Raw genomic sequence first — 13,042 nt, forward strand, 5'->3', positions numbered from 1 at the left:
TATCGATGTAATATTGACTAATCACTATATTTATTTTATATTAGAGAAATATTGAATCTATAGATATATGCATGTAGTAATAGAGGCTTGTATAAATACACTTTTAAAATCGAATACCATATTGAATGTCATAGATAAAAGTGACTTTTGTAACGATACCATACCGCCTTTTTATTCTAATTTAGGTAAACACTTCAGACACATCTTTGACTTTTATAACGCTATTTTAGCTTTTGATCAAAAATATATCGTTGACCTTACTATTAAATCTAGAAATTCTATTGCTGAATGTTACTGGTATAATTTAAAGTTATAAACTTTAATAAAATAAAAAAGCCTACCGTAAAAGGTAGGCTTTTTATAATGTTATTAGATTATTTATTTTATGCTTTTAAAACACCTCTTGAAATAACAATTTTTTGAATTTCAGAAGTCCCTTCATAAATTTGAGTAATTTTAGCATCTCTCATAAGGCGTTCTACGTGGTATTCTTTAACAAACCCGTTTCCACCGTGTATTTGAACAGCTTCAACACTTTGTTCCATAGCTACCTTACTAGCATAAAGTTTTGCCATAGCACTAGACATATCATAATTATTACCTTGATCTTTGTCCCAAGCAGCTTTCATGACTAACATACGAGCCGCTTCTATTTCTGTAGCCATATCTGCAAGTTTGAAAGCTATAGCCTGATGGTTTGATATTTCAGTACCAAATGCTTTACGTTCTTTACTGTATTTTAATGCTAATTCATAGGCTCCAGATGCAATTCCAAGTGCTTGAGCAGCAATACCTATACGACCACCAGAAAGAGTTTTCATTGCAAATTTAAATCCAAAACCGTCTTCTCCAATTCTATTTTCTTTAGGAACTTTAACATCGTTAAATTGAAGCGTATGTGTGTCACTACCTCTAATTCCTAACTTATCTTCTTTAGGGCCTATATCAAATCCAGGAGTTCCTTTTTCAACAATAAAAGCATTAATACCTCTATGTCCTTTTTCTCTATCAGTTTGGGCTATAACAAGATATACTTCAGCTCTACCGCCGTTTGTAATCCAGTTTTTTGTACCATTAATTACATAATGATCACCCATATCTATTGCAGTTGTTTTTTGAGAAGTGGCGTCACTACCAGCTTCAGGTTCACTTAAACAAAAAGCACCAATGCATTCGCCAGTAGCAAGTTTAGTTAAATATTTTTGCTTTTGTTCTTCAGATCCATAAGCCTCAAGTCCATAACAAACTAGAGAATTATTTACAGAAACCATTACAGAAGCAGATGCATCTATTTTTGAAAGTTCTTCCATAATAAGTACGTAAGAAATGGCATCCATACCGCTTCCTCCGTATTTTGGGTCTACCATAATTCCCATGAAACCAAGTTCTCCCATTTTTCTAACTAATTCGTCAGGGAAAGTTTGTGCATTATCGCGTTCTATAACACCTGGAAGTAATTCGGTTTGCGCAAAATCTCGTGCTGCATCACGAATCATAAGGTGTTCTTCTGTAAGAGTAAAATCCATAAATAATGATTATTGAATTGATAAAAAATGATTACAAATATAGGTGTTTAATGGTATTTTTTCAATCAACTATTGTTATTTTTACAGATATGATTAAGAAGTATTATAATGTTATAGGAGTGATGTCTGGTACTTCACTAGATGGTGTTGATTTGGTTTATGTAACTTTTACTTTAAACGACACATGGGAGTTTACAACAAGTTATTCTGAAACCTATGCGTATCCTGATAAATGGAAGTTGCAGTTAAGTAATTTGACAGATATGTCAAACGAAGACCTTAAAGTGTTTGATAGAGATTACACCGCTTTTTTAGCTGATAGAATCAATACTTTTATTAGAGATAATAATCTGGTCGATATTGATTTTATTGCTTCTCATGGTCATACAGCTTTGCATCAACCAGATTTAGGTTTAACTTATCAAATAGGAAATTTACCTGAAATTTCTAAAATCTTAAATAAAACAGTGGTATGTGATTTTAGAACCCAAGATGTAGCGCTAGGAGGTCAAGGAGCACCATTAGTTCCTGTTGGTGATAAATTACTGTTTTCTAATTATGATTATTGTATTAATTTAGGAGGATTTGCCAATATATCTTCAGAGTTTTCGGGTAATCGTATAGCTTATGATATTTGTCCAGTTAATATAGTTTTAAATTATTACGTAAGTCAATTAGGGAAGCTTTTTGATGATAAAGGCGCTATTGCTAAATCAGGAAATGTACATCAAGAATTATTAAGTAAGCTTAACAGTTTAAAGTTTTATGAAAAGAGTCACCCTAAATCATTAGGTTTAGAATGGGTTAAAGAAAATATATTTTCACTCATTAATAAATACAATATAGACACAAAGGATATTTTAAGAACTTTTGTAGAACATATTGCTGATCAAATTGCAAAAGAGATAAATCAAACAAAAAAATCCTCTGTTCTAATTACTGGAGGAGGCGCTTATAATACATTCTTAATAAGCAAAATAAAAGAGAAAACTAAACACGAAATTAGTATTCCTAATAGCACAATAATTGAATTTAAGGAAGCCATAATTTTTGGTTTTTTAGGTGTGTTAAAACTTCGTAATGAAGTTAACTGTTTAGCCAGTGTAACTGGAGCTAAATTCAATCATAGTTCAGGTGTTGTTTATAGGATATAAAATTATTATAAATTTAATATTTAAGGGTGTTTAGTTTTTTATATTTGTCAATATAATAACACTAACTAATGAAAGAATTACTTCACAAGTATGAGGCTAAAGAGCCTGAAATTATATTTAATTGGAAAGATCCTGAAACCGAAGCAGAAGGTTGGACCGTAATAAACTCATTAAGAGGCGGTGCAGCTGGAGGCGGAACTAGAATGCGAAAAGGTTTAGACATGAATGAGGTATTGTCACTTGCAAAAACTATGGAAGTGAAATTTACAGTATCAGGACCAGCCATAGGAGGTGCTAAATCAGGAATTAATTTTGATCCTAAAGACCCAAGAAAAAAAGGTGTTTTAGAACGTTGGTACAAAGCGGTTTCACCTCTGTTAAAAAGTTATTACGGAACAGGAGGCGATCTTAATGTAGATGAAATACATGAAGTTATTCCTATTACAGAAGAGAGTGGTGTTTGGCACCCACAAGAAGGTGTTTTTGAAGGACATTTTAAACCTACACAAGCTGATAAAATAAACCGAATAGGACAATTACGTCAAGGTGTTATCAAGGTAATTGAAAACCCAAACTTCTCACCAGACGTGAAAAAGAAATATACCATAGCAGATATGATTACTGGTTTTGGAGTAGCTGAAGCCGTAAAACAATATTATACCATATATGGAGGCTCTGTAAAAGGAAAAACAGCCATAGTTCAAGGGTTTGGTAATGTTGGTGCTGCAGCGGCTTTTTATTTGTCTCAAATGGGAGCAAAAATTGTAGGGATTATAGATATAGCAGGAGGATTAATTAAAGAAGATGGTTTCACTTTTGATGAAATTACAGAGCTGTTTTTAGCTAAAACAGGAAACACGTTAGTTCATGATAATCTCATTCCTTTTGAAGAAATGAATGAAAAAATATGGAGCTTACAAACAGAAATTTTTATGCCATGTGCAGCCTCAAGATTAATAACAAGAGGTCAAATAGATCAAATGATTGATAGTGGTTTAGAAGTTATATCTTGTGGAGCAAATGTTCCTTTTGCAGATAAAGAAATATTTTTTGGACCAATAATGGAACATACAGACAAACGCGTAAGTTTAATTCCAGATTTTATTTCAAATTGTGGTATGGCTCGCGTATTTGCTTATTTTATGGAAGGGCGTGTGCAAATGACAGACGAAGCTATATTTAATGATACTTCAAATATTATAAAACAAGCCATTCAAAACGTATATAATCAAAATAATTCACAAACAGGTATTAGTGAGACAGCATTCGAAATCGCTTTAAGCCAACTTATATAAAACTACATGGAAACAGCAATTATTTTAGTATTTGTAATAGGCTATTTAGCCATTACTTTAGAACATAATTTAAAAATAGATAAACTTATACCAGCTTTGGTTATGATGGCCATATGTTGGGCATTAATAGCTTTAGGGTTAGATAGTTTCACACAATGGTTTAATTCAGCTGAACATGCTTTATTAGACAATTTCGGATTGCTAGGTCATGAAGAGAAGTTACATCTTATGGAGGAAACTTTACTTCATCATTTAGGTAAAACTGCTGAAATTTTAGTGTTTTTATTAGGAGCAATGACCATCGTTGAAATCATTGATTATTTTGATGGATTCTCAACTATAAAAAGCTTTGTAAAAACAAAAAGTAAAAAACGTATTCTATGGATATTTGCCTTTTTAGCATTTTTCTTATCAGCTATAATTGATAACTTAACAGCAACTATAGTACTTATCTCTATATTACAGAAATTAGTACATGATAAAGATGTACGTATTTGGTATGCAGGACTTATTATCATAGCAGCGAATGCAGGAGGTGCTTGGTCTCCTATCGGAGATGTTACAACAACAATGTTATGGATAGGTAAAAAAGTAACTACAGGACACTTATTTGTTTACTTATTTATACCATCATTATTATGTATGCTTGTACCAACATTTATAGCATCATTTTTACCTGCATTCAAGGGGCAATTAGAAAATAATGAGGAACAAGATGAAAAACCTAAAAGTAGATTTAGTGCAACTATGCTTTATTTAGGATTAGGAGGTATTGTTTCTGTACCAATATTTAAAACAGTTACTCACTTACCTCCATACGTTGGTATGATGTTGGCATTAGGAGTTGTAGCTGTATTTGCTGAAATTTATAGCAGCTCTAAATTTACACTATCTCATGCAGAGCACCAAGGAGGAGATTCTGAAGGACATCATAGTCCGGTGCATCATTCACTATCTAAAATAGAAATGCCAAGTATTTTATTCTTTTTAGGTATATTAATGGCCGTTGCCGCATTAGAGTCATTAGGAATTCTGTTTGGTTTTGCTCAATCTTTACAAGATAATATGCCTATGTTAGGTACAGAGTTACATCATGAAGGTGTTTCTGACGTTGTTGTATTATTATTAGGAGTAGGTTCTGCTGTAATAGATAATGTACCGTTAGTAGCAGCTAGTTTAGGAATGTTTTCTCAACCAATTGATAATGAGTTATGGCATTTTATAGCATATTCAGCAGGAACAGGTGGAAGTATGTTAATCATTGGCTCTGCAGCAGGAGTGGTAGCAATGGGAATGGAGAAAATCAACTTTTTCTGGTACCTTAAAAAAATCTCTTGGTTAGCCTTGTTAGGTTTCCTAGTAGGTGCAGCTGCATTTATGGTAACAAGAACCTTAATTCCTTAACAAGGGATATAATTTGTAGCAAAAAATAACGTTATTCAATAAAATAAAAGATAGTAAATGATAAATACTTTAATACAAGATGGCGCAGAATTGCTTAATGAAGAAGAGCCTGTAGAAAAAACCCTATCTATTATAGAGTTAATTAGTAGTGGTGGAGTAGCAGGTCAAATCATTATAGGTATATTATTTATATTACTAGTTGTAGCTAGTTATATTTATTTTGAAAGACTGTTTGCAATTAAGGCAGCTTCTAAAATAGATGCCAATTTTATGAATCAAATAAAAGACCATGTAAGTAATGGAAAAATTGATTCAGCTCAAATGCTATGCGCTCAAGTAAATACGCCTGTATCTAGATTGATAAATAAAGGTATTACTAGAATAGGAAAACCATTAGAAGACATAAATACTGCAATAGAAAATGCAGGAAGATTAGAAGTTTATGGTTTAGAAAAAAATGTTAGTGTATTAGCAACAATATCAGGAGCAGCTCCTATGATTGGTTTTTTAGGTACAGTTATAGGTATGATTTTATCTATTTTTGAAATTGCAAATTCTGGAGGTCAAATAGATATTAAACTTCTAGCAGATGGTTTATATACAGCCATGACAACAACAGTAGCAGGACTTATAGTTGGTATTGTAGGCTATATTGCTTATAATCATCTCGTAGTAAAAACAGACAAAGTGGTTTATCAAATGGAAGCAAATTCTTTAGAATTTTTAGATCATTTAAACGAGCCTATTTAATGAATATTAGAGGAAGAAATAAAGTAACACCAGAATTCAATATGTCATCAATGACAGATATTGTTTTTTTGTTATTAATATTTTTTATGCTAGCATCAACCTTGGTAACAACAAGTGCAATAGACATTTTATTACCAAAAGCTAGCGGAAAAACCGAAAACAAAAAATCTGTAGCTGTTAGTATAACTAAAGATTTAAGGTATTATATAGATCAAAAACTTGTAGGAGAAAGTGTTTTAGAAAATGAATTACTTACTGCTTTATCAAGTCAAGATAAACCAACTATAGTTTTAAGAGCAGAAAAATCTGTTCCTGTAGACAATGTGGTAAAAGTAATGGATATTGCAAATAGAAATAAATTTAAAGTAATTCTTGCTGTAAAACCCCAATAAACATGAGGTATTTAAAGACCAAACACGAACGTAATTCAGCAAAAATAACAGCACTTTTAGTGTTGATTATTTTACTGTTATTGTTTGTGGTAGGTCCGCCTTATATGGATCCTCCGGAGGAATATGGTGTTGCTGTCAATTTTGGAAACTCTAGTGTGGGTTCTGGTAATACACAGCCAATAAAACCTGTAAAATCAGAGCCAAGAGAAATTCCAAAGCCTCCTCAAGAGGCAGTGTCTCAACCTCAAGAGAGCCAACCAGAAGCTGCTTCAGCAGAAAAAACTAAAGCTGAAGATGTTTTAACTCAAACAAACGAGGAAGCCATTGCCATAAAAAAACAAAAAGAAGCTCAAGCAAAAGCGAAAGCCGAAGCAGATGCCAAGGCAAAAGCTAAAGCAGAGGCAGACGCTAAGGCAAAAGCTGAAGCAGAAAGAATTGCAAAAGAAAAAGCCGAACAAGAAGCCAAAAAGAAAAAACTGGATGCTTTAATAGGCGGAGTAAGCAAGTCTAATGGAACTGAGTCTGGAAGCGAGGGCGATGATAACCAAGCAGGAGATAAAGGACAACTTAATGGAGACCCTTATGCTCCTAGCTATTTTGGTGGACCAGGTAGTGGTAACGGAGGCGTTGGTTATGGACTTAATGGCAGAGGAAAAGCTACTTACAAAAAGTTAAAACAAGATTGTAATGAGTCTGGATTGGTAATTGTAAAAATTATAGTAAATAGAAACGGTAATGTAATAGAGGCAATTCCAGGTGTAAAAGGAACAACAAACAAAACACAATGCCTTTTAGAACCAGCAAAAAAAATCGCACTATCTCATAAGTGGAGAGCTGATAGTAATGCACCAACAAAACAGGTAGGTTTTGTAAAAGTAAACTTCAATTTAGGGCAGTAAGTCATGACATATAAAGATACTATTGATTGGATGTTTTCTAGACTGCCAATGTATCAAAGACAAGGTAAAATAGCTTATAAAGCAGATTTAGTAAACACTATTCGCCTTGCAAAACATTTAAAGAATCCTGAAAAATCTCTACATACGATTCATGTAGCAGGAACTAACGGAAAAGGCTCTACAAGTCATATGTTGGCTTCTGTTTTACAAGAAGCAGGCTTTAAGGTAGGATTATTTACATCACCGCATTTAAAAGACTTTCGTGAACGTATCAAAGTTAATGGTCGTTTAGTTAGTAAAGCATTTGTTATAGGTTTTATAAAACGAAATAAAGCGTTTTTAGAAGCTAATAAACTATCTTTTTTTGAAATGACTTCTGGGATGGCTTTTGAGTTTTTTAAAAAACAAAACGTTGATATAGCTGTTATAGAAGTTGGTTTAGGTGGCAGATTAGATTCTACAAACATAATAACACCTAAAGTTTCAGTGATTACTAATATTGGTTTAGATCACATTCAGTTTTTAGGGAATACGTTAAAAGAAATTGCCAGAGAAAAGGCAGGTATTATAAAACCTCAAGTTCCAGTTGTTATTGGCGAGACACAAGAAGAAACGACTCCTGTTTTTAAAAGTATTGCAAAACAGAATAATAGCTCTATTTATTTTGCAGACCAATTAATAAATGAAACTTATGAAAGTGATTTAAAAGGAAGCTACCAACAGAATAATATTAAAACTGTATTACAAACGCTAAAAATTCTAAATGGTGTTGAACATTACAGCATTTCAAAATCCTCTATCATAAAAGGTCTAAATAATGTAGTAAAAAACACGGGATTGCAAGGAAGATGGCAAGTTATTCAAAACAATCCAAAAATAATTTGTGACACAGCTCATAATAAAGAAGGCTTAACTTATGTGTTTTCTCAAATAAAAAAAGAACCTCATAAAAGTTTACATATAGTATTTGGCGTAGTAAATGATAAAGATGTCACATCAATTTTGTCACTTTTGCCAAAAAAAGCGACATATTATTTTTGTAAGCCTAATGTTCCAAGAGGATTTGATGAAAAAAAATTACAAAGCATATTTTTGTCAGAAGGGTATATAGGGAAAAGCTATAGTAGTGTAAATGAGGCTGTAAAAACGGCAAAAGAAACAGCAAATGACGATGACTTAATATTCATTGGAGGGAGTACTTTTGTAGTAGCAGAAATTTTTTGAATTTTTTTTCAAAAAAAGTTTTGAGATATCAAAAAGTGCTCTATATTTGCAGTCCAAATAACAAGGGCGCGTAGCTCAGTTGGTTCAGAGCACTTGGTTTACACCCAAGGGGTCAGGGGTTCGAATCCCTTCGCGCCCACAGAAATTAAAACTCTAAAGATTTTCTTTAGAGTTTTTTTTTGTGCTAAATTTGTAAGAACTATCTTTAGTTTATGATTGCAAATAAAATTAGGAGCCTTTATAAAGACATTTTTAAGTCTTACGATAATCCATCTTTAGAAAAACATATAGAGAAGATTATTGAACTAGATACATACCTTCCTCATAGCTCAACTTTTTTTTGTATTACCAATACTCAAGACTTAACTTTTGAATATATAAGTAAAAATATGTACCCTTGTGTAGGTCTCGATATAGAAAAGCTAAAACAAGACGCTATGAGATACTTTTGGAGTAGAATACACCCAGAAGATGTAGAACAGTGGTTAGCGGCTTTAAATGCGTTAATGGAGTTTACTTTGAGGGAGATTCCTGAAACCGTTAGAAAGAAGATGAGCTATACTTGGAATTATAGGTTTAAAAATGGAAATGATGAGTATGTAAATATTATACAAAATACAACTCCTTTAGAGTTTGATAGCGCAATGAAACCCATTATTGGACTTGCGCATTATACAGTGTTGGATCCTAAAATTAAACTTCAGGTTACTGCGACAGCAAAATTCTTAAATGATAACGATGAGTATGAAACATTATACTTTAATAATTTTTCACAAAAACTACTAGCCAATACTGTTAGCAATAGAGAAAGAGATATAATTAGACTTTTGGTGTTAAGCTATTCTAGTAAAGAAATAGGAGATAAATTAAGCATTAGCCCTAATACAGTTGATACCCACAGGCGAAATATTTTAAAGAAATTAAATTTAAATTCAACAGGTGAATTAGTAGGTATGTTAAAACTGAATAGACATTTAATATAAAAAATACTCAATTTGAGTATTGTGTATACTTAAAAAAATTCAGAATTTTACACTGCTATTAATTAATTTGTAGGGAATTATAAAAAGGCCATAGCCTAAAGTATTTATTTACTTTAGGCTTTTTTAATTATATCAAGTCTATAATACGCTCAAGAGCCATGCCTCGAGAGCCTTTTATTAAAATATAAGCGTTGTTAAACTTTTTAGTTTCCAAAAACACTTTTAATGATTCAAAACTATCAAATGTGTTTATACTCTTATTTGTATGAGACGTATTGTGAAAATTTTTACCTGTTAAAAATACTTCGGCAAATGAATTGTTATCTAAATAACTTGTGATTGCTTGATGTTCAAAATCAGAATCTTTTCCTAGTTCAAACATATCTCCTAAAAAAAGAATTTTGTTTTCATGTTTTATTTGATGAAAATTTTCAAGAGCTGCTTTCATGCTTGTTGGGTTTGCATTATAAGCATCTAATAAAATGGTATTATCTCCTTTTGTGATAAGTTGAGATCTGTTGTTACTTGGTGTATAACCTTCTATTGCTTTTTTTATATTGTTTAGAGGTACTTTGAAATGATTACCAATAGCAATAGCAATGGCAATGTTTGTATAATTATATTTTCCGGTAAGTTTAGAATCTATTTTAGTATTTTGATATGAGACAGACACATAGGGCTGGCATTCTAAAAAAGAAATGGTTTCACTGTTGAAAGTAACAATGTTACTATAACCTTTTGTTTGATTTAGTTGAACTGCATCATCAGTATTTATAAATATTGTTTTATTGTTTTCTTTTAGGTGATTGTATAGTTCAGATTTGGCTTTTATCACACCTTCAATACTACCAAAACCTTCTAGATGGGCTTTTCCAAAATTTGTGATAACACCATAATCTGGTAAAGCTATATTGCATAAAAAAGCAATTTCATTAGCATGGTTTGCACCCATTTCAACAATACCTATTTCTGTTGCGCTTGTCATCTTTAATAGTGTTAAAGGTACTCCTATGTGGTTATTAAGATTGCCTTTTGTAGCGCTGGTTTGATATTCTTGTGACAAGACTTCGTTTATAAGTTCTTTAGTGGTTGTTTTACCGTTGCTTCCTGTTAGAGCTACTATAGGAATAGTTAATGTTATTCTATGATGTGTAGCTAGTTTTTGCAATGTGTCTAGTGTATTACTTACTAATATGCAATGATCATTTAGTAACGCTTCTTTGCTATCTACAATACAGTATTTAGCACCTTTTTCTAAAGCTTGTTTACAAAACTTATTCCCATCAAAATTATCTCCTTTTAAAGCAAAATAGATATCATTAGGTTTAATGGTTCTAGTATCAGTAGACACGTTGTTGCTATTTAAATATAGCTGATATATTTCTTCAATTTTCATAAAATAAATGTAAAAAAAAAGTCCTGATAATTATCAGGACTTTTTTAAATATTGTTAAGTAAAATTAGTTTTTACTCTTATTTCTTCCTTTAGATTTTGATCCAACTCTAGACATTGCACATCTAAATCCAATGTAGTCTGTTGCCATATCTTGAGGGAAGTAACGACGTTGAGCAGGGTCTAACCAGTACTCTCTATCTTTCCAAGAACCTCCTTTGTAAACACGAACTTCATCGTTAATTAAAGATGTTCTTTTGTCTGACTTATCATACTCTCTAATTAATTGCCCAGCTGAATCAGATTCTACATGGTGCTTTGGAGAGTTGTACATTTTGCTTGTCATTGAATTTTTATCACCGTCTTCACCAAATTCATCTTCGTTAAAACTATCTCTGTAGTAGCGAGAAGAACGCTTATCTCCATCTCTAAAGTTTCTATTATCACTTTTATCAAAGTTAGATCTTAAGTATGTTTCGTTTTCGTCTACAGCTACTTGTAAGATTTCTCCTGGAAGGTTTCTAGCAACAACTTTTCCGTTTGGTAATGTATCATAAACAATATCATCTGTTGTTACAATTTTTACAGTACCATCATCATTGATTGCGTTTTTAGTATAAACGTTACCACGGTAGTAGTTGAAATCGTTAAACTCATCATCAACAATAGGTCTGTAAACATCAGCAACCCATTCTGCAACGTTTCCTGCCATATCATATAAACCAAAATCGTTAGGTTGGTATGATTTTACTTTGTTTGTAATATCAGCATTGTCATCAGACCATCCAGCAATACCACCATAATCACCTTTACCTTGCTTAAAGTTTGCTAATTGATCTCCTTTTATTTTACGCTTTCCTGAACGTGTATATTGTCCGTCCCAAGGATATTTTTTTCTACCTCTGTATATATTGTAGCTACGAACTTCTGTTAAACCTAAAGCTGCATATTCCCACTCAGCTTCAGTTGGTAGTCTGTATTTAGGAGAGATAATACCTGTTTCTCTTCCTGCATAAACATTTATAGTATCTCCAGAAGCAGTTGTTTGTGGTCTTCTTCTTGTGTTTTGTGGGTTTGTTAAACTATCATTACCTCCATAAACTTCTTTAGGAGCACTAATGTAAGTATCTGTATTGAAAGTTTGTCCAGCTTCTACGCTAGTTATTTTAGCATCTCTTGCAATGTATCCAGCATTTTCTAAATACATTTCGTTTACACGATCAGATCTCCAGTTAGCAAATTCAACAGCTTGAATCCAGCTAACACCAACAACAGGATATTCTCCGTAACCAGGGTGACGTAAATAGTTTTCAGTCATTACTTCGTTATAACCTAATCTATTTCTCCAAACTAAAGTATCTGGTAATGCACCATCATAAATAGCTTTAAAGTTTTCGTCTGTTGGTGGATAAATTCGTTTAATCCAATCTAAATATTCAGTATACATTTTATTGGTAACTTCAGTCTCATCCATATAGAAAGACATAACGTGTTGTTGATTTGGTGTGTTGTTCCAATCATGCATAACATCGTCTTGAACTTGTCCCATTGTAAAAGTACCACCTTCTACAAAAACTAATCCAGGAGCTGTTTCTTGCTCTTGAAATTTTGTATTGTACTGAAAACCTCCTTCTTTAGAATTTATATCCCAACCTGTTGCCCTAGAGCTATTAGAGCTAGAAGATCTTTTACAACTAGTGATAGTTATTGATATTGCTAACACTAACAATACCTTAAATGCTGTTGTTTTTTTCATATCCATACTTATTAGGTAAGCCATTTATATTTTGGAGCCGCAATATAAGAATTATCGGTTATAATACAAGCAATTTTTTAAATTTTAAACAAGAAAAAAATGTATTTCATCCTATTTATTGTGTATTACGTCGATGTTTTTTAATATTTTATCTCCATTATTATAGCTTAATAACGTGCTATTTTTTATTTTATTATTGTAAATTTGAAACGTTTTTTTAAAAAAAAATATTTTATAGTAATAACCTACAAAAATTAGCGTTATTG

General features: G+C 32.0%; 12 protein-coding genes and 1 tRNA gene. 10 read left to right on the top strand and 3 right to left on the bottom strand.

Features of this window, described 5'->3' with window-relative positions:
- The first annotated feature begins 67 nt into the window (after positions 1 to 67).
- The gene (locus tag ACN5J3_RS07370) at positions 68 to 316 is read left to right on the top strand and encodes a hypothetical protein (protein ID WP_418511313.1); all 249 of its coding nucleotides are present in this window, start codon (positions 68 to 70) and stop codon (positions 314 to 316) included.
- Between the two features lie 67 nt (positions 317 to 383).
- Here the strand turns inward: ACN5J3_RS07370 and ACN5J3_RS07375 are convergent, their stop codons facing one another.
- A complete protein-coding gene (locus ACN5J3_RS07375) occupies positions 384 to 1,526 on the bottom strand; it encodes an acyl-CoA dehydrogenase (RefSeq protein ID WP_418510198.1) in 1,143 nt (380 codons plus the stop codon).
- 50 nt (positions 1,527 to 1,576) lie between these two features.
- Here ACN5J3_RS07375 and ACN5J3_RS07380 point away from each other — a divergent pair, with 50 nt between their 5' ends.
- From ACN5J3_RS07380 to ACN5J3_RS07420, 9 genes are all read left to right on the top strand, one after another.
- A complete protein-coding gene (locus ACN5J3_RS07380; protein ID WP_418511314.1) occupies positions 1,577 to 2,680 on the top strand; it encodes an anhydro-N-acetylmuramic acid kinase in 1,104 nt (367 codons plus the stop codon).
- A 68-nt stretch (positions 2,681 to 2,748) separates the two neighbouring features.
- Entirely contained in the window at positions 2,749 to 3,975 is a 1,227-nt protein-coding gene (locus ACN5J3_RS07385) for a Glu/Leu/Phe/Val dehydrogenase dimerization domain-containing protein (protein WP_418511315.1), read from the top strand.
- Between the two features lie 6 nt (positions 3,976 to 3,981).
- Positions 3,982 to 5,379, top strand: coding sequence for a sodium:proton antiporter NhaD (nhaD, locus tag ACN5J3_RS07390; RefSeq protein WP_417291649.1), 1,398 nt, complete (start codon positions 3,982 to 3,984; stop codon positions 5,377 to 5,379).
- A 57-nt stretch (positions 5,380 to 5,436) separates the two neighbouring features.
- The gene (locus ACN5J3_RS07395; RefSeq protein WP_344729357.1) at positions 5,437 to 6,129 is read left to right on the top strand and encodes a MotA/TolQ/ExbB proton channel family protein; all 693 of its coding nucleotides are present in this window, start codon (positions 5,437 to 5,439) and stop codon (positions 6,127 to 6,129) included.
- Complete coding sequence (locus ACN5J3_RS07400) at positions 6,129 to 6,521, top strand: biopolymer transporter ExbD (protein ID WP_344729359.1); 393 nt, start codon at positions 6,129 to 6,131, stop codon at positions 6,519 to 6,521. Before ACN5J3_RS07395 ends, ACN5J3_RS07400 begins: the two co-directional genes overlap by 1 nt.
- A 2-nt stretch (positions 6,522 to 6,523) precedes the next feature.
- On the top strand, positions 6,524 to 7,420 hold the full coding sequence (locus ACN5J3_RS07405; RefSeq protein ID WP_418511316.1) for an energy transducer TonB: 897 nt from the start codon (positions 6,524 to 6,526) through the stop codon (positions 7,418 to 7,420).
- Positions 7,421 to 7,423: 3 nt separating this feature from the next.
- Positions 7,424 to 8,644, top strand: a complete 1,221-nt coding sequence (locus tag ACN5J3_RS07410) for a bifunctional folylpolyglutamate synthase/dihydrofolate synthase (protein WP_418511317.1) — start codon at positions 7,424 to 7,426, stop codon at positions 8,642 to 8,644.
- A gap of 64 nt (positions 8,645 to 8,708) precedes the next feature.
- Positions 8,709 to 8,783, top strand: a tRNA-Val gene (locus tag ACN5J3_RS07415).
- A 73-nt stretch (positions 8,784 to 8,856) separates the two neighbouring features.
- Positions 8,857 to 9,627 (top strand): response regulator transcription factor, encoded by a 771-nt coding sequence (locus ACN5J3_RS07420; protein ID WP_418510202.1) that lies wholly within the window; start codon positions 8,857 to 8,859, stop codon positions 9,625 to 9,627.
- 127 nt (positions 9,628 to 9,754) lie between these two features.
- On the opposite strand, the gene ACN5J3_RS07425 is transcribed toward ACN5J3_RS07420, so the two are convergent.
- Positions 9,755 to 11,023 carry a UDP-N-acetylmuramoyl-tripeptide--D-alanyl-D-alanine ligase gene (locus tag ACN5J3_RS07425; RefSeq protein WP_418511318.1) on the bottom strand — a complete coding sequence of 423 codons (1,269 nt, stop codon included), beginning with the start codon at positions 11,021 to 11,023 and terminating at the stop codon, positions 9,755 to 9,757.
- 64 nt (positions 11,024 to 11,087) lie between these two features.
- Positions 11,088 to 12,782: a gliding motility lipoprotein GldJ gene (gene gldJ / locus ACN5J3_RS07430; protein WP_417291653.1), complete on the bottom strand. Its 1,695-nt coding sequence runs from the start codon at positions 12,780 to 12,782 to the stop codon at positions 11,088 to 11,090.
- Positions 12,783 to 13,042: the final 260 nt, after the last annotated feature.

It is taken from the genome of Corallibacter sp. (assembly GCF_048381695.1).
GTDB classification, from domain to species: Bacteria; Bacteroidota; Bacteroidia; order Flavobacteriales; family Flavobacteriaceae; genus Corallibacter; species Corallibacter vietnamensis.